This is a genomic window from Streptomyces sp. NPDC000880, assembly GCF_053599675.1.
In genome coordinates this window covers 15,877-35,486 of sequence record NZ_JBSFMS010000051.1, presented here as the reverse complement: position 1 = coordinate 35,486, position 19,610 = coordinate 15,877, and the positions used below count along the sequence as shown (strand labels likewise).

Genomic DNA, 19,610 nt, shown 5'->3' with positions numbered 1-19,610 from the left:
ATCCGCAGCTGCTCCGGGACTGAGCGCGGATGCCGCATGTCATACGCCTGGATCAGTCACACTGGTGACCTTTGTCGTCATTTTCTGCTTGTTCTTGGAAACATCGCCCGACGGTTCGGTGAACCGGCCGCGCAGGGCTTGGCCACGGCGAACAGGTGGCTGCGCTCGTCGCTGGTCAGGTGCAGCGCGCGGGCGACGGCGTCGAGGCGGTCGGTGCGGTCCTGGCCGAGCAGAACGACGAATGGACCGAAGCCCCGGTCCAACGCACCCGCGCCGCCACGGGTAGGCCGCAACATCACGCGACCTCAGTCCGGTTGACTCGACAGGCTTCTCGCCTGCGGCAAAACGCGGCGGACCCGGTGCTCAACGCCCAGACGGCCTCGATGGTCCGTACGGTCGGCCCGTTCGCCGGGATCGGCCCGCTGACGCAGTTCGACGACTACTCCACGCTGATGGGCGCGTCCTTCACCGACCGGCCCAAGTACCAGCCGTACTCGGCGATCCGGCCGACGTACCGGATGACGACGCTCAACGCGGCAAAAGTCGAACCACCCCCCCGACGCCAGGCTGTCAGACAGTGACGCCCGTGCCTTCGAGGCAGGCGTGAGCCTGTCGCCCGCGGCTACGTCCGCGGACCCTGTCCGCGGCTCTCCATCTCCGAAGGCAGCGTCTATTGTCAGATTAATACCATCATCGCCTCGATTGTCGCTATCCGAAAGGGCAGACCATGAAGGCGCGAGCGTCGGGCAGGCCCCGAACGGTGACCGGCATGCGAGGCGGATTGACGCGTCTTACGGTCGTCGCAAGCGCCATCCTGGCGCTGTTGATCGGTCTCGCCTTCGCCGTGCTGCTTTTCGCCATCAACGACATGCGCGAGGCGTCGGAGGCGAGGAGGCAGAGCCGGACAGCACTCGTCGAGGCGGGCAACTTCGAGAAGCTCCTCATCGACCTCGAGACCGGCATGCGCGGCTTCGTCATCACCAAGGAGGATCGCTTCCTCGAGCCGTGGGAAGCCGCCCGGACCGCCCTCCCCGCGGAGTCGCAGAGGTTCGTGCGCGCCGCCGACACCGAGGAGCAGAGGCGGCTGGCGCTTGACATCACCCAGGCCGGCACGTCGTACCTCCGGGATTATTCGGTTCCCCTGGTCGACGCGGCACAGCGAGGTGATCCCTATGCGCTGGGCCTGCAGGCGACGGATGAGGGAAAGCGGCGCCTCGACGCCCTCAGGGCGCAGCTCGACCGCTACGACAGGGTCGAGCTCTCCAGGATCATGGTCCTGCAGAAGGCCTCGGACGACGTGGCTGAGCGGGCGGTAGTCGGCGCGTCGGTCGGACTCGGGGCATCGGCCATCCTCATCAGTGTCTTCACCTGGTATCTGACGCGGGCGATCGTCCGGCCGGTTCGCAGGGCAGCCGCCGTGGCGGGGCGGCTCGCCGATGGCGACCTCGCCGCGCGCATGCCCGAGACCGGTCCGGGCGAGATCGGCGAGCTCGAAATCGCGTTCAACACCATGGGGGGGTCTCTGGCGGAGAGCAGCGAGCGGATAGAGATGGCTCACACGCGCCTCAAGCTGCTGTACGACGCAAGCGTGGCCGTTGGCACCACCCTCGACGTGGAGCGGACCGCACGCGAGCTGGCCGAGATGGCGATCCCCCGGTTCGCCGACTTCGTCACGGTCGACCTGGCAGTGCCCGTCCTGCGCGGCGAGGAGCCACCAACGGGCGACCCCGCGAAACTGCGCCGGGTGGCCATCAGCGGCATACGGACGGGCTCCCCGCTCTTCCCGGCGGGCGCGCCGATCCCCATGGGCCCGGCCACGGCACACAGCTTCGGCTACGCGCGTGCGGCGCTCGTGCCCGACCTGCGAGCCTCCACCGCCTGGCAGCGCGAGGACCCGGAGCGGGCCAGGAAGGTTCTGGACTACGGCATCCACTCCCTGATCACGGCGCCCCTGCGCGCACGGGGCGTAACGATGGGCGTGGTGACCTTCTTGCGTTCACAGAAGCCTGAGCCGTTCGAGGAGGAGGAGCTGCGCCTGGCCGAGGATCTGGCAGCGAAGGCTGCCGTCGCAATCGACAACGCCCGCCGCTACACCCACGAACGCGCCACCGCGCTGACCCTGCAGCGCAGTCTGCTGCCGCGGCGGATTCCCGAGCAGGCTGGCGTGGAGGTCGCCTCCCGCTATCTGCCCGCGGGCGCGCAGGCCGGAGTAGGCGCCGACTGGTTCGATGTGATCCCGCTGTCCGGCAGCCGGGTCGCGCTGGTCGTCGGTGATGTGGTCGGCCACGGCATCCAGGCCTCCGCCACCATGGGGTGGCTGCGCAGTGCCGTACGTACCCTGGCCGACGTCGACCTGCCACCGGATGAGCTCCTCACCCACCTCGACGACCTGGTCCTCCATCGCATCGGCGACGAGCAACCCAGCAGTGCCGAATACGACACGGTGGTGTCCGGCGACGTGGGAGCCACTTGCCTGTACGCGGTCTACGACCCGATCTCGCGCTGCTGCACCCTGGCGACCGCCGGCCACCCGCTGCCGCTCGTCGTCACCCCCGGCGGCGACGTGGAAGCCGTCTCCGGGCACATAGGCCCCCCGCTCGGGATCGGTGGCCTGCCGTTCGAGTCCACGGAGGTGGAACTGGCCGCGGGCAGCGTCCTCGCCCTCTACACCGACGGCCTGATCGCCTCCCGTGCCCGCGACATCGACCAGGGCCTGGCGCTGCTGCGCCAGGCCCTGGCACTGCCCGCAGCATCGCTTGAAGCCGCCTGCGACACCGTGACCGACGCCTTGCTGACCGACCGCCCCACCGACGACGTCGCCCTGCTGCTCGCCCGCACCCGCGCTCTGCCACCGGACCAGGTCGCCACCTGGGACGTCCCCGCCGACCCCGCCCAGGTCGAGCGCGCCCGGAAACTGGCCACCGCCCAGCTGGAAGCATGGGGAATGGAGGAGGCGGAGTTCATCACCGAACTGGTGGTCAGCGAGCTGGTCACCAACGCCATCCGCTATGGCGCCCTCCCTATCCAGCTGCGGCTGATCCGCGACCGCACGCTCATCTGCGAGGTCTCCGACACCAGCAGCACCGCACCCCACCTGCGCCGGAGCCGGGCCCTCGACGAAGGCGGCCGCGGCCTGCTGCTGGTCGCCCAGCTCACCCAGGGCTGGGGCACCCGCCAGACCACCACCGGTAAGACCATCTGGTGCGAGCAGCCGCTACCCGCGCCCTGAACGGGCCGCTGCGGTCCCATGGGGTGCCCGAAGGGGGCCGCGTCGGGTCACCCTCGCCAAGGTGAAGCCGGCCTGTCTGCCCGGCGGCCGCCGGGCACACCGACATCGACAGCAGGCTGTCGGACGAGTTGGTCGCCGATGGTGCGGTCTCGCCGGATTCCCGGGAACAGTTGGCCGCGCCCGTTCACGCGAACAGCTCGCTGAAGGGGGAGACCGGGCGCTCCAGCCGCTCGCCGTCGAGGATGATGTCGACCGCTTCGTTGTAGAAGGCGATCAGGCCCTTGATCTCGCGCACGGCGGCGAGCGGATCAGGGTAGCTCCAGGCCACGTTCGCCAGGGCGTCGCCGGGGCCCGCCCAGGACCAGTACTCCGTCGCCGTGCCCTTGTACGGGCACTGGGTGCGCAGACCGGTGACGGTCAGCAGGCCGAACCGGACGTCCTCGCGAGGGACGTAGTAGCGGGTCGGCAGCTGCGTCTCGAAGAGGAGCACCGGTGCGTAGGTGTCGGCGACGACCGTGCCGTTGATCTCGACCTGGACGTGCCGGCTGCTGGGGATGGCGTCGACTCGCTTGTGCGGGTCACGCGGGTGTACGAAGATCTCCGCCTCCTCCTCGTACCAGTGGTCGAGGACGTCCTGCCCGAACCACTCGAAGGAGAGGTACCCGGCGAGCTCATCGCCGGGGTAGGACCACGCCGCGTTCCTGGTCACCTCGCCGTCGATCTCCAGGTCGTAGAAGACCGTCGATCCCGCATGACGCCCGGTCGCCTGCTCCGTGGCCCTGCGCAGAAGATCCGTGCGGACGTCCTGCTCGGGGAAGGCGTAGAGCGGCACGGGGCGGCCGGGCTCCCAGACGAGGATCGGGCGGCGGCTGTCGACGACGGTGACATCGCCCTTCGTCCCGCGCACCCAGCGCTCGCTGGGCTCCCAGGTGACGTTCTCGGTCGCGGCCGCCTTGCGGCGGGAAGTCCGCACGGCGTCGTGGGGCTGCTTCTCGCGCCGGTTCTCGGACTGCGCACCCATCGTGGCCTCCGTGTGGTCGTTTCGGACCGTGTGAGATCAATGATCCCCTGGAGCCGGGCGGTCAGCCCGCCGTCGGGCTGTCGTTGTCTGCCCCGTCGGCCGGTGGCCGGGCCACGCGTTCACCGCGGTCGCCAGCTGCGCGCGCGAACGGACGTCCAGCTTCTGGTAGATGCGGGTGAGACGGGCCTCGACCGTCTTCAGACTGAGATACAGCTTCGCCGCCGCCTCCTGGTTGCTGGCCCCCTGGCGGACCAGCAGCGCGAGGCGCAGCTCCGCGTCCGTGAGGGAGGACGGGGCGCCGCCGCGGGCCGGGGCGGGTTCGGTCGTGCGGGACGGCGTCTCCGTCGCCAGCGCCAGCCACCGGGACGCCCCCGCCCGTGGCGGCCGTGACCTCCGCGGCCAGCAGCTCGTCGGGGACCTCCGTGGCCGGCGCCTGGTGACCTGCGGCCTCAACGGGATCGTCCACGACCCGGGCGAGCGCCGCGTGACTGTCGCTGCGCTCGGTCCAGCAGGCGTCGTGCACCAGCGTGGAGGGCAGCACACCGGCGGTGAACGCGACCGTCCGTCCTCCTTGAGGGAGATCAGACCGGCCCGCTCGGCGGCGGCGAGGTCGGCCTCGGCGGTGCGGCGGCCCGCGCGGCGGACCAGCGACGCCGTCGGGCGCAGCGCCAGCGCGGCCAGCAGGATCGTGCCGCGGACGGCGGGGGACGCCGCGCCGAGCAACTGGCGGGCGAGATCGCGGGCGCGCCCGGAGAGGGACAGCGCCTCGGCATGATGCACGGGCGTCCGCGCGTCGGCGAGGGACCGGCCGACGGCGAGCGCGAGCCGCGGATTGCCGCCGCTGGCCTTGTGGATGCGGCCGGCCATCCGGGACGGCAGCCGGTGGTGGATGAGGAGTTCGGCGATCTCGTCGGCGTGCAGCGGCGGCACGAACAGGACATCGGCCTCGGACGGCACCCACAGCGGCTCGGGGGCGGCCGCGTCCGGCTGCGGCCGGCCAGTACGGGGTGCGTCGGGGCCGTAAGCCGCCGGGGTCTCGACGGCAACCACCCGCAGCGCGGAGGGGGCCAGATGCAGCGTCGCCACCCAGGTCGACCAGGGCGGCGCCACCGGCGAGCCGGCGTTCGAACGACAGGCTCTCGCCGGTCTCTGCGCCCTTGGCCGTCGCGTCGCCGGCGGCGGCCGTGTTGGAACTGGCCTCGGCCGCGAGCCGCGGGAGGCGGTGCGGGGTCGGGGAACTGACGGGCCGTCGGGCCAATTGGATTGAAACAGGCACACTTGGTGCGCCCTCGTGTACGGCAGGGTGTCGCGGCGCGCGGAACGGTGGATGTCAGTGGGGCCTGGCATGCTGAGGGCGACTGACCACATCCGTCATCCACCGCGCACTCGCGGGAGGAGAATTGCGATGCTGACCACCACATTCGTCCCGGGCGCGCCGAACTGGCTCGACCTGGGAACCCCCGACCTGGACGCGGCCGCCGCCTTCTACGGGGACCTGTTCGGCTGGGAGCTGCGGACCATGGGACCGAAGGCCGGGGGGTACGGCTTCTTCCAGCTGGACGGGAAGACCGTCGCGGCGATCGGCCCGCTCACTGAGGCGGGCGCGACCTCCGCGTGGACGCCGTACTTCCTGACCGCCGACGCCGACGCCACCACCAAGGCCGTCGAGCAGGCCGGCGGCACGGTCCGCCTCCAGCCGATGGACGTCTTCACCGAAGGCCGGATGGCGGCGTACACCGACCCGACCGGCGCCGAATTCGCCGTCTGGCAGCCCGGCGACACCAAGGGCCTGGGCGCGGTCACCGATGTGAACACGCTGTCCTGGACCGAGCTGTACACCACGGACGCGGCCGCCGCGAAGGACTTCTACGGCTCCGTGTTCTCGTGGGACTTCGGGGACATGCCGTTCGCCGGCGTCACCTACACCGTCGTCTCCCCGTCGGGCGGCGGCCAGGACGCCATGCACGGCGGCATCATGCAGCTCCCGCAGGAGAACCTTGACGCGGGCTCCCGCTCGGAGTGGCATCCGTACTTTGAAGTGGCCGACGCCGACGCCACGTTCGCCAAGGCCACCGAGCGCGGTGCCACCACGCTCATCCCGCCGATGGACGCGGAGGGCGTCGGCCGCATTGCGATGTTCCTGGATCCCCTCGGGGCGCCCCTGGCCATCGTCCGCAGCGCCCGCTGACGGGCCGGCGCGTCGGCTGACGGTCCGGCGCCGCCGCCGTCCCGCGGCTCACTCGCCCGGCGTGCCCAGCCGGGCGGCCCGCAGCATGAGGTAGTGCCGCTCGGGGAGGCTCGTCGTACGGCTCGCGGCCACACGGTAGTTCACCGCGGCGGTCTCCTCGGGTCCGGCCAGAGCTCGCTACTCCTCAGTAGGCGCCGACATCACCTGGCGTACCTCGATCGGCAAGCCGGGGGCGGGCGGGCCGGCCCGGCCGACGGTGCGCGGGCCGTACGTACACGCGGACGATTTGCGTCGCGCTGCCCGACGGGTAGCGTTCGGCGAGCCAGAGCGGGTGCGGAGGATGCTTCGGCCCCACGGACCGTACGGTTCGTGGCAGCCGCGGGTCCGCTCAGGACGCCTCGACGGCCGCCTTGATCCGCCGGCCGAACGCGTCAGCGTCCTTGCGCGCCGCGCTCAGGGCGAGGCCCTGGAGCAGTTTGCCGATGCCATGGCCTTCGAGCCTGTTGAAGATGCGGACACGGGTCTTGCCGTCGGGGGTCGACTCCAGGTCGTATCCGCCCTCGTCGGCCGTCACGAGGTTCTTCGAGATCTCCGTCCAGCGGATCTTGGTGGGCGGCACGAGCTCGGTGATCCGGAACTGCCGCTTGGTCTTCATCCCGGCGTCCTTGACCGTGCTCGTGAACACGGTGCCAACCGCGGTCGGACCCTCCGGCGTCTTCGCGATCTCCTGCACCCTGGGGCTGAACTTGGGATCGTTCTTTCCGTCGGCGAGGAAGGCGAAGACCTCCTCGATGGGGCGGTCGATCTCGACCGTTGCCTCGAACTGACCGGCCATGACTCCTCCAGTGATCGCTCGCGCCGGGCTGCGGCGTGCGGGCATCATCCCAGACATACCAGGACAGTCCGGGCAGACGCGCGAACTGATCAGGGGGGCTGCCCCGGCGCCCCAGCGCCGCGCCGCCGAACCGCTGTGCGCGGCGCACCTGCTGGTCGGGGCCCGTCGTCGGACGGGCCCCGACCCCAGCGCGGACGCTGCTCAGACGATGTTCTCCGCGATCTCCGCCTGCTCACGGGCGGATCCGTACGCGGACGGCGTGCTGTACGAACGGCGCGCCACGAACCACCACACGGTGGCCAGGATCAGCACCGCGAGGAGGGCGATCGAGGCGTAGTTCATCGAGTCGACGGTCACCGGGTTCGACTGCGGCAGGCAGAACAGCACGGTCACACAGGCCACCCACACCACGGCCACCCAGCCGATCGGCTTGCTCCAGCGGCCCAGCGTCCACGGCCCGGGCTGGAAGCGGTCACCGGCGCGCAGCTTCAGATAGACGGGGATCGCGTACGCGGGCGTGATGCCGAGGACGTTGATCGCCGTCACCGCGCCGTAGGCGGTCGTGGAGTACAGGGAGGGCAGCGCGAGCAGGCAGGCGAAGACCACCGAGAGCCACACCGCCGGGACCGGGGTCTGGGTGCGGCTGCTGACCTTCCGCCACAGTGCCGAGCCGGGCAGCGCGTTGTCGCGGCTGAACGCGAACACCATCCGGCTGGCCGCCGCCACCTCCGCGTTGCCGCAGAACAACTGCGCCACGATCACCACGAGGAGGAGGGCGGTCGCGCCGCCCGTGCCGAGCGCGTCGAGCAGGATCTGGGCCGGCGGAACGCCGGTGGCGCTCTCCTGAGTGCCCGCGTAGTCCTGGATGGCGAAGGTCAGGCCCGCCAGCAGGGCGAAACCGGCGATCCAGGAGACCCAGATGGAACGTACGATGCCGCGGGCGGCCGAGACGGAGGCGTTGGAGGTCTCCTCCGACAGATGCGCGGACGCGTCGTAGCCGGAGAAGGTGTACTGCGCGAGCAACAGACCGATCGCGGCCACATAGATGGAGTTGTCCCAGCCGGTTCCGTTGACGAACTCGGTGAAGACGAACTCCGCGGACTGGTGGTTCGACGGCACGATGGCCAGGGCGCCGACGATCAGTGCCACGCCGCCCAGGTGCCACCAGACGCTGACCGAGTTGAGCAGACTGACCAGCCGCACCCCGAACAGGTTCAAGGTGGCGTGCAGCAGCAGAATGCAGATGAAAATGAGCATGGTGGAGCCGGGAGTGGGGTCGAAGCCCCACTGCAGATTCAGAAAGGCGCCGGTGAACAGTGCGCAGCCGTAGTCGATGCCGGCGATCGCGCCCAGCAGGCCCAGGAGATTGAGCCAGCCGGTGTACCAGCCCCACTTACGGCCGCCGAGCCGGTCGGCCATGTAGTACAGCGCGCCCGAGGTGGGGTACGCGCTGGTCACCTCCGCCAGCGCCATGCCCACGCAGAGGACGAACAGACCGACGCCCACCCAGCCCCAGAGCATCACCGCGGGGCCGCCGGTGTTCAGGCCGAAGCCGTACAGCGTCATGCATCCGGACAGGATCGAGATGACGGAGAAGCTGATGGCGAAGTTGCCGAAGCCTCCCATACGGCGGGCCAGCACCGGCTGATAGCCGAGCTCCCGCAGCCTCTCCTCCTCGTCCTTGGGGGGTGTCTGGTCCGAACTCGACCACTGGGGCGGGGATATGGACATCGAAGTACCTCCGGGGGAGAGGGAGAACGCACGGACAGGGACTGGCGAGAGGTGAAGGGGGCGGCCGTGGTCAGGGACCCGCCTCGCGCGCGGCGGCGCGACAGCGGCTGCGGGCGCTGAGGAACACCTCTTCCGCCAGGCCCGCGTCGGCGGCACTGTGCGTTCGGTACGCCCACGGCGGCGAGGTGTAGTACGGGCCCAGTGCCTCGAACACCCGGGCGGCGTCGGTGAATCGGTGCGCGCCCCACAGCGCGTGGGCCAGGTGATTGAGATCGAGCAGGGAGCACTCGGCCGGTGTCACGAGGTCGAACCAGTCGTGCAGCGCGCGCTCGGCGTCCCGGGCCGCGTCGTCCGTCACCCAGTGCATGTCCAGCGCCTTCTCCTGGCCCTTCTCGCGGCGGTAGCGCTCCACCCGGACATACAGCGGGAGCATGTGCAGCGGCGAGCCCGCCGGCGCGCAAGAGACCGCCCACTGCACAAAGTTGACCGCCTCGGAGAGATGGCCGCCGGACTTGCGCGCGTACACGAACTGCAGCATGCGGTGGTACGCCTCGCGGTTGTACGGATCGCGACTGTCGGCCTCCGCAAGCAGACCCCACGGGCCGGGGAAGAGCATCGGACCCGGCGCCGCCGCCCGGTGCTCGTCCATCCGCTGCTTCACGTCGAGCTGGGCCAGTGCCAGCAGACCTACCCAGGGCACCGGATCGTCGGGAGCCTGGTGCGCGGCGATCCGGCAGGCCTCCCATGCCTCGTGCCACAGCTCCTCGGTGCGCCGGTGTCCCTCGCGGTGCGCACGCAGCGCACGCTCCACCGCGACGCGGCAGTGCATCACGGTCGCGGCGAGCGAGCGGGGCTCCTCGGTACGCCAGGCCTGCACGGCGTCGGACCCCGCGGCCACCGCGGCCAGCACCTGGGTCCGCTGGGTCCACAGCGACCAGCCGGAGGTGGCGGCCAGGAGATTCCGCATCGACATCCACCGGCCGGTGCGTAAGTCCTGCATAGCGGCGCGCAGTTCACTGTCGTGACCTGCCGGGTGATAGACCGGGCGGAACTGATCGTGGGACATCAGTCCGCCGCCGGTCGCAGTGCGCTCGTCATCGGGCCTCTTGGGACAGTGGGGGGGTGAGGCGGTCGTAGCGGGTGATCTTACTCAACGACAGTACAGCGGCAAGAAATTGATGATCTGTCAGTTAGGCAGGAGGAGCCCCGGGCCCGTCAGGCGACCCTTGACGGCGGCGGCGGCCTGCTCCACGCTGCTCCACGTCAGCGATCAAGCTTCTATGGAACAGCGGGGTGGCCGATGACAGGCCCTGTGCTCGCCGTCGACCAGGGCACTTCCGGTACGAAAGCGCTGGTCGTTTGCCCCGAGCGCGGCGTGATCGGCACCGGCTCGGCCCCGGTCAGCCCCCGCTACGGCTCCGGCGGAAGAGTCGAGGTCGACCCCGCGGCCCTTTTTTCCTCGGTCGTCGACGCCGGACGCCAGGCGCTCGCGGCGGCCGGGGAACCGGTCGCCGCCGTGGGCCTCGCCAACCAGGGCGAGACGGTGCTCGCCTGGGAGCCCGCGACTGGCGAACCGCTGACCGACGCGATCGTCTGGCAGGACCGGCGGGCCGAGCCGCTCTGCGCCGAACTGGCCCCGCACGCAGATGACTTGACGCGGCTTACCGGGCTGCCCCTCGACCCGTACTTCGCCGCGCCCAAAATGGCCTGGATACGCCGCGAGCTCACCCGCGAAGGCGTCGTCACCACCAGCGACGCCTGGCTGGTCCACCGGCTGACCGGCGCTTTCGTCACCGACGCGGCGACCGCCGGGCGCACCCAGCTCCTCGACCTCGACCGCGTCGCCTGGTCACCTCAGGCGCTGGGCATCTACGGCCTGGCCGACGAGCGGATGCCGGAAGTCGTCGACGCCGACGGCCCGGTCGGCATCACCACCGCGTTCGGCGGGGCAATCCCCCTGACCGGACTCCTCGTCGACCAGCAGGCCGCGCTCCTCGCGCAGAGCGTCACCGAGCCGGGTACTGCCAAGTGCACCTACGGCACCGGGGCGTTCCTGCTCGCCCAGACCGGCCCGCGCCCGCTCCGCACCACCACCGGACTCGTCAGCTGCGTCGCCTGGCGGCTCGGCGGTCAGACCAGCTACTGCCTCGACGGACAGGTCTATACGGCCGCGTCCGCCGTGCGCTGGCTCACCGACCTCGGCGTGATCTCCGGCGCCGCCGACCTGGACCCGGTCGGCTCCGCCGTACCGGACAGCGGCGGCGTCACGTTCGTACCGGCGCTCGCCGGACTCGCTGCCCCTTGGTGGCGCGGCGATCTGCGCGGCTCGCTGACCGGCCTCGGCCTGGACACCGGCCCCGGCCAACTGGTGCGCGCGCTGTGCGAAGGCATCGCCGCGCAGGTCGTCGGGCTCACCGACGCGGCCGCCGCCGACCTCGGCGCAGCGCTGACCGGGCTCCGGGCCGACGGCGGCCTTACCCGCTCCGCCCTGCTGATGCAGACCCAGGCCGACCTGCTCCAACTTCCCGTCGAAGTATCGGCGTTGCCGGATGTCACGGCTCTCGGCGTCGGCGTCGTGGCCCGGCTCGGCATCGACCCGGGCCTGACGCCCGAGGAGGCGATCCCCGCCTGGCAGCCGTCCGCCGTCTACGAGCCGCGGATCAGCGCGGACCAGGCCGCCGAACGCCTCGCGGGCTTCCGCCGCGAGGTGGCCGCGCTCGTGGACCGTACGCCGCCGGCCGCCCGCTGAACCGGCGCGGCGAACAGGGACAGGAGCACCATGACCGTGACGACCGCCGGGCAACTGCCGGACACGATGCATGACGTGATCGTCGTCGGCGCCGGCGTCGTCGGCTCGGCCATTGCCCGCGAACTCGCCCGCCACCGGCTGCGTACCGCACTCGTCGACGCATCCGACGACGTCGGCAACGGCACGTCCAAGGCGAACACAGCCATCTTGCACACCGGCTTCGACGCCGTCCCCGGCTCCCTGGAGTCCCGGCTGGTACGCGACGGACAGCGGCGGCTCGCCTCGTACGCGGCCAAGAGCGGCATCCCCCTCGAACCGCTCGGCGCGCTCCTCGTCGCCTGGGACGAAGAACAGCTCGCGGCACTGCCCGCCCTCGCCGCCAAGGCCGAACGCAACGGCTACCACGACGCGCGGCTGATCGGCGCCGACGAGGTGCGCGAGCGCGAGCCGCACCTCGGCCCTGGCGCGCTCGGCGCGCTCGACGTCCCCGGCGAGAGCATCATCTGCCCCTGGACGACGACACTCGCGTACGCCACCCAAGCCGTGCGCGGCGGCGTCGACCTGCATCTGAACTGCCGGGTCGAGAGCGTCACCAGCGGCACCACTCACCACGAACTCGCCACCGCCCGCGGCCTGTTGCGGACCCGCTACCTCGTCAACGCCGCAGGGCTGTACGCCGACGAACTCGACCGGCAGCTCGGCCACCGCGACTTCACCGTCACCCCGCGCCGCGGCCAGCTGATCGTCTTCGACAAGTTCGCCCGCGAACTGGTCCACCACATCCTGCTGCCGGTGCCGACCGCGCTCGGGAAGGGCGTGCTGGTGTCACCGACGGTGTACGGCAATGTGATGCTCGGCCCAACCGCCGAGGACCTCGACGACAAGCAGGCCACCGAGTCGACCGCCGAAGGCCTCGACCTCCTGCGTCAGAAGGGCAGGCGGATCATGCCGGAGCTGGTGGAGGAGGAGGTCACCGCCGTCTACGCGGGTCTGCGTTCCGCCACCGAGCACGACGACTACCGCATCCTGGCCCGCGCAGGGCAGCGCCACATCACCGTGGGCGGCATCCGCTCCACCGGACTGACCGCATCGATGGCCATCGCCGCGTACGTCACAGGACTGCTCGCCGACGCCGGACTCGACCTGGGCCCCGCCCGCGAACTGGAACCCGTGCGCATGCCGAACATCGGCGAGGCGTTCCCTCGCCCCTACCAGCGCGCCGACCTCATCGCCGCCGACCCCGAGTACGGCACGCTCGTCTGTCACTGCGAACGCGTCTCGCGCGGGGAGATACGCGACGCGCTGGACAGTACGGTCCCGCCGGGCTCCCTAGACGGACTGCGGCGCCGCACCCGTGCGCGCGGCGGCCGTTGCCAGGGCTTCTACTGCGGGGCCGCGGTGCGCGAGCTTTTCGAGGCGCCGCGATGACCCCCCGCAGTGTCGACGTCCTGATCGTCGGCGCGGGACCGGCCGGGCTTGCCGCCGCCGCCCGGCTGGCCGCCGCGGGCGCGGGCCGGGTCGAGATCCTCGAGCGGGAGCAGCAGGCGGGTGGCATCCCCCGGCACTGCTGTCACGGCGGCTTCGGGATGCGTGACCTGCGGCGTGTGATGGGCGGTCCGCAGTACGCCCGCCACCTCGTCCACGACGCCGTACGCGCCGGAGCGGAACTGCGCACCGGCGTCACCGTCACCGGCTGGGCGGGCCCGCGCACCCTGGACACGACCAGCCCGGCAGGCCTGGAGCGGATCACCGCGCGGGCCGTCGTACTCGCCACCGGGGCCCGCGAACGCCCGCGCAGCGCCCGGCTGGTGCCCGGCACCCGGCCGGCCGGCGTACTCACCACGGGCGAACTGCAACAGGCCGTCCATCTCCACGGCCGGCGTGTCGGCAGCCGAGCCGTCGTCGTTGGCGGAGAACCCGCCGCCCTGAGCGCCGTACGTACCCTATGGGCGGGCGGTGTCGAGGTCGTCGCGATGGTCACCGACCAGCCGCGCCGCCAACTGCCTTCCCCGCGACGTCAGGTGCCGGTGCTCACCAGGGCGACCGTCACCGAGCTGATCGGCCGCGGCAGGCTGACTGGTGTCCGGCTGCGGCACCAGGACGGCCGGACCACCACCCTTGGCTGCGACACGATCGTGTTCACCGGCGACTGGATCCCCGACCACGAACTGGCCCGCCGCGGCGCGATACCGCTCGACCCCGGCACCCGCGGCCCCGCGGTCGACACCGCGTTGCGCACGGCCGAGCCCGGGGTCTTCGCCGCGGGCAATCTGCTGCACGGCGTCGAGTCGGCCGCCGTCGCTGCCGAGGAAGGCCGGCACGCCGCGGAGCAAGTGCTGCGCCATCTCGCCGGGGCACCGTGGCCGGGCCGCGGACTGCCGGTGCAGGTCGAAGGACCACTGTGCTGGGCGGCGCCGAACCGCATCGCCGCGGGGGGCCCGCGGCCCATGCGCGGCCGGTTCATCCTGCGTACGTCCGAGGCACTCGCCCTCCCCGTCCTCGGCGTCAGCCAGGACGGCCGGGTGCTGCACCGGCAGCGCCTGCTGCGCACCGCCGTGCCCGGCCGCGCGCTGCACATCGGTGCCGACTGGCTCGGGCGGGTGGACGCGCACGGCGGCCCGGTGGTGATCACCGCGTACTGACCGTCCCAGGCCGAAACGTCACGTCCGATTTCCGCCAGCCGTGCGCTGAGCGCGGTGCCCATACTGGCGGTATGACGACCGAGGACAGCAGGTACGAGGCGGTGAGCAGCAGGGACGCCCGGTTCGACGGCGTGTTCTTCTTCGCCGTCTCCACCACCGGGATCTACTGCCGGCCCAGTTGCCCCGCCATCACCCCCAAGCGCCGGAACGTCACGTTCTACCGGACGGCCGCAGCCGCGCAGGGGTCCGGCTACCGGGCCTGCCGCCGCTGCCGCCCGGACGCCGTGCCCGGCTCCGCCGAGTGGAACGCCCGCGCCGACGTCGTCGGCCGCGCCATGCGTCTCATCGGCGACGGCATCGTGGACCGCGAGGGTGTCGCGGGCCTCGCCGGCCGGCTGGGCTACAGCGCCCGCCAGGTGCAGCGCCAGCTGAACGCGGAACTCGGCGCGGGCCCCATCGCGCTGGCCCGGGCCCAGCGCGGCCACACCGCGCGCGTGCTGCTGCAGACGACCACCATGCAGGCCGCGGAGATCGCGTTCGCGGCAGGGTTCTCGAGCGTACGGCAGTTCAACGACACCATCCGGGAGATCTACGCGGCCACCCCCAGCGAACTCCGCTCCGCCCGGCCCGGCCGCAGCTCACGCTTCGGCCCGGTGGCCCCCGAGAACGGTGCCGCCGCCGGAGTGCCGCTGCGGCTCGCTCACCGAGGTCCCTACGCGGCCGTCGAGGTCTTCGACTACCTGGGCGGCCGCGCCGTCACCGGTATCGAGGAACTCCTCGGCGAGCGCGGCTCCCGCGTCTACCGGCGCACCCTGCGGCTGCCCGGCGGGCCCGGCGTCGCCGCGGTCGGCGAACAGCCGGGCCCGGGAGGCTGGTTGGAATGCCGGCTGCACCTCGCGGACCTGCGCGACCTGACGACGGCCACACAGCGCATGCGCCGCCTGTTCGACCTGGACGCCGACCCGTGCGCCGTCGCCGAACGCCTTGGCACGGACCCGGCGTTGGCCCCGCTGGTTTCCGCACGCCCAGGCCTGCGCGCCCCCGGCACGGCCGACCCGCACGAACTCGCGGTACGGGCAGTGCTGGGTGAGGGGGTCTCGGTGGCGGCGGGACGGAAGCTCGGCGACGCGCTGGTCGCGGCGTACGGGGAGCCGCTGCCCGAGCCGAGCGGCGGGCTGACGCATCTGTTCCCGCGCGTGGACGAGCTTGCGGCGGCCGCGCCGGGCGAACTCGACATGCCCGACGCGCGGCGCGCCACCCTCCGTAGGCTGACGGCCGCGCTCGCAGAGTGCACCGTCACCCTCGACCCGGGCGCGGACCGGGACGAGACCGAGCTGCAGCTGCTGGCCCTCCCCGGCATCGGCCCCTGGACGGCGGGCTACATCCGGATGCGCGCCCTCGGCGACCCGGACGTGCTACTGACGGCGGACGCGGCGATCCGGGCGCGAATGCGGCGGGCGGGCGCTTCGACTGCGGATGCGCACGGGTGGCGGCCCTGGAGTTCGTACGCGATGCACCATTTCTGGAACATGCCGTGAGTTGGGCGGGATTGGTGGGCGGTAAGCGTACGCCCCCATTCGCCCGGCGCGGCGACGGGAAGCCCAGCCCAGCGCGGCATTGCGGTTGAGGTCCTCCCATATCTGATGGCCCAGCTTTCCGGGTGTCAGCAGGTCGACCACGACATGCCGAGGATCAGGAGGACCACACCGAGGGCGCCGTACGCGCTCGCGCGGCCAGGTCCGTTGAGGATGTCGCTCTTGAGGGGCCGGTCTCCGTGTCGATGAGTTCACGCTGGTCAAGGGCGCGCAAAATCTACCGCACGGCTCCGGCCTGTGGATCACGTGGCCGTGTCACCCGCATGGCGCAGCAGCGCGGCGGACGGCGGCCGGATCCGTACGAGAGTGGATGCCGTACGTCCCACCTGTCCGCGCCCGCACCGGGAGACACCCATGACCTGCCTCAACCGAAAGGCGCGCGGGGCCGGCGGTCTCGAAGTGACCGCGAAGGCCATGGAGGCCATGGGATTCCGCCCGGGCCGGCCGAGCGCCGTCGCCGCCAGGGTTCGGCGAGGCGGGCGGCGGGGGGCTGCTTGCACTGGGTCTGGCAACCCCCGCGGCCAGTGCCGCCGCCGCGGGCGCGATGGCCGGGGCGGTGTCGGTGCACGTGCCCGCCGGGTTCTTCAACCAGGCCGGCGGCTTCGAGTCCCCGGCCTTCCTCGGCTTCACGGCGGCCTCCATCGGCATCGCCGGAGCCGGCCGCTACTCCCCCGATCACGCGACCAGGCACCGCTTCGACCAGCCGTGGGGTGGTGGCCGTCGCCTTCCTCGGCGGTGCGCTCGCCGCTGCCGTGGTGGTCGGCAGGAGGACGCAGGATCAGCCCGATGAGCCGCCCACGGACGCCGCCGGACAGTAGCCCGTAGGCTGTCGGTGCCGCCGTCCGACCTGTCCGACAGCCCTAAGGAGAACAGCCGCCATGGCAGAACCCGACATCCGCGACAACCGGCAGGAGGGGCTCCTGGAGGCGTACGAGGACGGTCAAGTCATCGGCCACGTCGCCTACTTCACCCTGGACGCCACGCCGGCCGCCCTGGTCGCTGTGCACACCGTGGTGGAACCGGAGCACGAGGGCAAGGGCATCGCGAGCGCGCTGGTGCGCGAGTTCTACGCGATGGCCGCGCGCGAGGGAGTGCCCGTCGTGCCGCTGTGCCCGTACGCCGCCAAGTGGGCCCATCGCCACCCCGACGAGGCACCCAAGCCGCCGGCCGAGCTGGTGCGCACTGCGGAGGAGCAGCTGAAGGACCAGCCGCAGCTCTGGTGACCGGGCGGCGCTAGCATCCGGCTCATGCTGGCGCTGCTGCACACCTCCCCGGTCCACGTCCCGGTCTTCGACGCCCTGCGGGACGAGGACCACCCGGATCTCACGCTGCGTCATCTCGTTCACGAGGAACTCCTCGCCCGGGCCCGGGAGGAGGGACCCGAGGCGGTCGCGCCCGCCGTCGCCGCCGTGCTCGCCGGGGCCGTCGCCGGGGGTGCGACCGCAGTCCTCGTCACCTGCTCCACGATCGGCGGCGTCGCCGAGGCATGCGCCCCGGACCTCGGCGCCTGGGTGCTCCGGGTCGACCGCCCGATGGCCGCCGCGGCCGCCGCGACGGACCGGATCGTGGTGGTCGCCGCTCTGCGCAGCACCCTGGAGCCGACGGTCGCGCTGATCCGCGAAGAGGCCGCGGGCCGCACGGTCGACCTGCGCACGCTGCTCGCCGACGGCGCCTGGGAGCGCTTCGAGGCGGGCGACCGCGACGGCTATCTGGACGCCGTGGCCGCCGCGGTCGACGGGGTGCCCGCCGCGGATGTCATCGTGCTGGCCCAGGCGTCGATGGCGGACGCGGCGGACCGTACGACGACCGCCGTCCCCCTCCTGTCCAGCCCGCGGTCCGGGCTGCGGGCCGCCGCCCTGGCCACCACGCACGGATCATGATGCGTGGACCCGGCGCGCGTGGGCACGCGCACCGGGAGACATTGGGAACGCACGACTTTGAACCGCTGGAGGTCTGGCATGACCCATCCACCCGTACCGCCTGCCCCCGTCCCGCCTCCGGGACCGCCCGGACCGCTGCCGGGGCCGGGGCCGGTGCCGACGCCTCCGCCGGGACCCACGCCCGACCCCATTCCCAAGCCGCCGGGCCCCGACCCCGTACCGGAGCCGGAACCCCAGCCGGGCCCGGCGAGCGGAATGGGCCGCCAGCGCTGATCAGTCGGTGCGCACCTCCGAGCGGTCGCCGCCCCACAGGGTGTGGAACGAACCCTCGCGGTCGGTCCGCCGGTAGGTGTGGGCACCGAAGAAGTCACGCTGGCCCTGGGTGAGGGCCGCGGGCAGCCGCTCGGCGCGCAGGGCGTCGTAGTAGGCGAGGGCCGCCGAGAAGCCCGGCGTCGGGACGCCTTGGCGGGCGGCCGCCGAGACCACCTCGCGCCAGTCGTCCTGCGCCGCGCCGATCTCCTCCGCGAACTGCTTGTCCGACAGCAGACTCGGCAGGTCGGCCTGCGTGTCGTACGCCTCGCGGATGCGGTCCAGGAACGCCGCCCTGATGATGCAGCCGGCCCGCCAGATCGCGGCCACCGAACCGAGGTCGATGTCCCAGTCGTAGGCATCGCTGCCCGCCTGGATCTGGTGGAAGCCCTGCGTGTACGACACGATCTTGGACGCGTACAGCGCCTGCTCGACCTGGTCGGCGAAGCGCGCGGCATCGGCCTCGCCCAGCGGCCGCGCCGTCGGCCCGGGCAGGGAGCGTGAGGCCTCCCGCAGGTCCGCGTGCCCGGAGAGCGAGCGGGCGAAGACCGCCTCGGCGATGCCGGACACCGGCACCCCCAGATCGAGGGCGATCTGCACCGTCCAGCGGCCCGTGCCCTTCTGCTCGGCCTGGTCGGCGACGATGTCGACGAACGGCTTGCCGGTCGCCGCGTCCGTGTGCGCCAGCACCTCAGCCGTGATCTCGATCAGATACGAGTCGAGCCGCCCGGTGTTCCAGGTGCGGAACACCTCGGCGATCTGCGCGGGGGAGTAGCCCGCGACCGCGCGCAGCAGGTGGTACGCCTCGGCGATCAGCTGCATATCGGCGTACTCGATGCCGTTGTGCACCATCTTCACAAAGTGGCCCGCGCCGTCCGGACCGATGTGCGCGACGGTCGGGGTGCCGTCGGGAGCCTTCGCGGCGATCTTCTCGAGCAGCGGGCCGAGTGAGGCGTACGACTCGGCCGAGCCGCCCGGCATGATGCTCGGCCCGTGCAGCGCACCCTCTTCGCCGCCCGAGATGCCCGTGCCCACGAAGTGGATGCCGCGCTCCCGCAGTTCCTTCTCGCGGCGCCGGGTGTCGGCGAAGTGGGCGTTGCCGCCGTCGATGATGACGTCGCCCTCCTCCAGCAGCGGCGCGAACTCCTGGATCACGGCGTCCGTCGGATCGCCGGCCTTGACCATGATCACCAGGCGGCGCGGGCGCTCCAGGGCCGCGACGAACTCCTCGGCCGACTCGGCGGCCACGAACGTGCCCTCGGCGCCGAACTCCTCGACCAGCGCGCGCGTCTTGGCCGCCGTGCGGTTGTGCACGGCCACCGTGAACCCGTTGCGGGCGAAGTTACGGGCGAGATTGCGGCCCATCACCGCGAGCCCCGTGACGCCGATCTGGGCTGTTCCACTCATCAGTGTGCTCCTGGATGTCCGTCG

General features: G+C 72.0%; 15 protein-coding genes and 2 pseudogenes. 10 read left to right on the top strand and 7 right to left on the bottom strand.

Features of this window, described 5'->3' with window-relative positions; all coding sequences use genetic code 11:
* Positions 1–155: 155 nt before the first annotated feature.
* Together ACWDO5_RS18605 and ACWDO5_RS18600 are read left to right on the top strand one after the other, a co-directional pair.
* Entirely contained in the window at positions 156–581 is a 426-nt protein-coding gene (locus tag ACWDO5_RS18605) for a hypothetical protein (RefSeq protein WP_450531406.1), read from the top strand.
* Positions 582–769: 188 nt separating this feature from the next.
* Positions 770–3,229, top strand: coding sequence for a SpoIIE family protein phosphatase (locus tag ACWDO5_RS18600; RefSeq protein ID WP_450531405.1), 2,460 nt, complete (start codon positions 770–772; stop codon positions 3,227–3,229).
* Positions 3,230–3,413: 184 nt separating this feature from the next.
* Here the strand turns inward: ACWDO5_RS18600 and ACWDO5_RS18595 are convergent, their stop codons facing one another.
* Positions 3,414–4,250 carry a DUF427 domain-containing protein gene (locus ACWDO5_RS18595; protein WP_450531404.1) on the bottom strand — a complete coding sequence of 279 codons (837 nt, stop codon included), beginning with the start codon at positions 4,248–4,250 and terminating at the stop codon, positions 3,414–3,416.
* Between the two features lie 36 nt (positions 4,251–4,286).
* Positions 4,287–5,336: a helix-turn-helix domain-containing protein gene (locus ACWDO5_RS18590; protein WP_450531403.1), complete on the bottom strand. Its 1,050-nt coding sequence runs from the start codon at positions 5,334–5,336 to the stop codon at positions 4,287–4,289.
* 319 nt (positions 5,337–5,655) lie between these two features.
* On the opposite strand from ACWDO5_RS18590, the gene ACWDO5_RS18585 reads away from it, so the two are divergent.
* Positions 5,656–6,438, top strand: coding sequence for a VOC family protein (locus tag ACWDO5_RS18585; RefSeq protein ID WP_450531402.1), 783 nt, complete (start codon positions 5,656–5,658; stop codon positions 6,436–6,438).
* A gap of 388 nt (positions 6,439–6,826) precedes the next feature.
* Here ACWDO5_RS18585 and ACWDO5_RS18580 read toward each other — a convergent pair whose 3' ends face one another.
* From ACWDO5_RS18580 to ACWDO5_RS18570, 3 genes are all read right to left on the bottom strand, one after another.
* Positions 6,827–7,273 carry an SRPBCC family protein gene (locus ACWDO5_RS18580; RefSeq protein ID WP_450531401.1) on the bottom strand — a complete coding sequence of 149 codons (447 nt, stop codon included), beginning with the start codon at positions 7,271–7,273 and terminating at the stop codon, positions 6,827–6,829.
* 201 nt (positions 7,274–7,474) lie between these two features.
* Positions 7,475–9,004, bottom strand: coding sequence for an amino acid permease (locus tag ACWDO5_RS18575; protein ID WP_450531400.1), 1,530 nt, complete (start codon positions 9,002–9,004; stop codon positions 7,475–7,477).
* Positions 9,005–9,074: 70 nt separating this feature from the next.
* Entirely contained in the window at positions 9,075–10,070 is a 996-nt protein-coding gene (locus ACWDO5_RS18570) for a hypothetical protein (RefSeq protein ID WP_450531399.1), read from the bottom strand.
* A gap of 234 nt (positions 10,071–10,304) precedes the next feature.
* On the opposite strand from ACWDO5_RS18570, the gene ACWDO5_RS18565 reads away from it, so the two are divergent.
* The 4 genes from ACWDO5_RS18565 to ACWDO5_RS18550 all read left to right on the top strand — a co-directional run bounded on the left by ACWDO5_RS18565 (position 10,305) and on the right by ACWDO5_RS18550 (position 15,933).
* Positions 10,305–11,753, top strand: a complete 1,449-nt coding sequence (locus ACWDO5_RS18565; protein ID WP_450531398.1) for an FGGY family carbohydrate kinase — start codon at positions 10,305–10,307, stop codon at positions 11,751–11,753.
* 30 nt (positions 11,754–11,783) lie between these two features.
* On the top strand, positions 11,784–13,181 hold the full coding sequence (locus ACWDO5_RS18560) for an FAD-dependent oxidoreductase (protein ID WP_450531397.1): 1,398 nt from the start codon (positions 11,784–11,786) through the stop codon (positions 13,179–13,181).
* Positions 13,178–14,395: an NAD(P)/FAD-dependent oxidoreductase gene (locus ACWDO5_RS18555; protein ID WP_450531396.1), complete on the top strand. Its 1,218-nt coding sequence runs from the start codon at positions 13,178–13,180 to the stop codon at positions 14,393–14,395. Before ACWDO5_RS18560 ends, ACWDO5_RS18555 begins: the two co-directional genes overlap by 4 nt.
* 71 nt (positions 14,396–14,466) lie before the next feature.
* Positions 14,467–15,933: an AlkA N-terminal domain-containing protein gene (locus ACWDO5_RS18550; protein WP_450531395.1), complete on the top strand. Its 1,467-nt coding sequence runs from the start codon at positions 14,467–14,469 to the stop codon at positions 15,931–15,933.
* Between the two features lie 69 nt (positions 15,934–16,002).
* Here the strand turns inward: ACWDO5_RS18550 and ACWDO5_RS18545 are convergent.
* A pseudogene (locus ACWDO5_RS18545) lies at positions 16,003–16,145 on the bottom strand (DUF350 domain-containing protein); the annotation flags it as partial.
* 226 nt (positions 16,146–16,371) lie between these two features.
* Here ACWDO5_RS18545 and ACWDO5_RS18540 point away from each other — a divergent pair.
* The 3 genes and pseudogenes from ACWDO5_RS18540 to ACWDO5_RS18530 all read left to right on the top strand — a co-directional run.
* Positions 16,372–16,808: pseudogene (locus tag ACWDO5_RS18540) on the top strand (DoxX family membrane protein); the annotation flags it as partial.
* Positions 16,809–16,868: 60 nt separating this feature from the next.
* Positions 16,869–17,213 (top strand): GNAT family N-acetyltransferase, encoded by a 345-nt coding sequence (locus ACWDO5_RS18535; RefSeq protein WP_450531394.1) that lies wholly within the window; start codon positions 16,869–16,871, stop codon positions 17,211–17,213.
* 24 nt (positions 17,214–17,237) lie between these two features.
* Entirely contained in the window at positions 17,238–17,870 is a 633-nt protein-coding gene (locus ACWDO5_RS18530) for an arylsulfatase (RefSeq protein WP_450531393.1), read from the top strand.
* A gap of 273 nt (positions 17,871–18,143) precedes the next feature.
* Here ACWDO5_RS18530 and gndA read toward each other — a convergent pair whose 3' ends face one another.
* Complete coding sequence (gndA, locus tag ACWDO5_RS18525; RefSeq protein WP_450531392.1) at positions 18,144–19,586, bottom strand: NADP-dependent phosphogluconate dehydrogenase; 1,443 nt, start codon at positions 19,584–19,586, stop codon at positions 18,144–18,146.
* Between the last annotated feature and the right edge of the window lie 24 nt (positions 19,587–19,610).